General features: G+C 55.7%; 1 protein-coding gene. It reads left to right on the top strand.

What is annotated here, in order from left to right:
* Positions 1–25: 25 nt before the first annotated feature.
* Positions 26–332: T6SS immunity protein Tdi1 domain-containing protein (locus tag Q5L94_RS13505; RefSeq protein WP_317498878.1), on the top strand; the 307-nt coding region annotated here is incomplete at its 3' end.

The raw sequence follows: 332 nt of genomic DNA, 5'->3' as shown, positions 1-332 counted from the left end.
CTTGTTGGAGTACCAAATACGATGCATGTCCCTAGCAAAACCGGTATTAAACTATCCTATGCCGATCCCCAAAAAACCTGTGCCTCTCAATCGGGAAACGCGGACACGGACGATCTTGCCAACCGACGAAGACACCGGCGAATGCTGGGACTGGCAGGAAAACCGCATGTATGAAGCAGCAGTCAGAAAACTCGGGCAGCTGGAATTCGGTGAAGTCTACGGCTTTGTGCCTTCCTTGGGGCTGACCGGCTACAACAGCCGCTCCCGCACGCTGGACAACGTGCAGCGGGTCAAGGCGCTGGAGCATTTCTGCCTGATCGCCCAGCTGAAGC

Source organism: Idiomarina sp. Sol25 (assembly GCF_033052775.1).
Taxonomy (GTDB): Bacteria; Pseudomonadota; Gammaproteobacteria; order Enterobacterales; family Alteromonadaceae; genus Idiomarina.
Note: the sequence above shows the minus strand (reverse complement) of the source record. Positions and strands in the feature narration are given on the sequence as shown.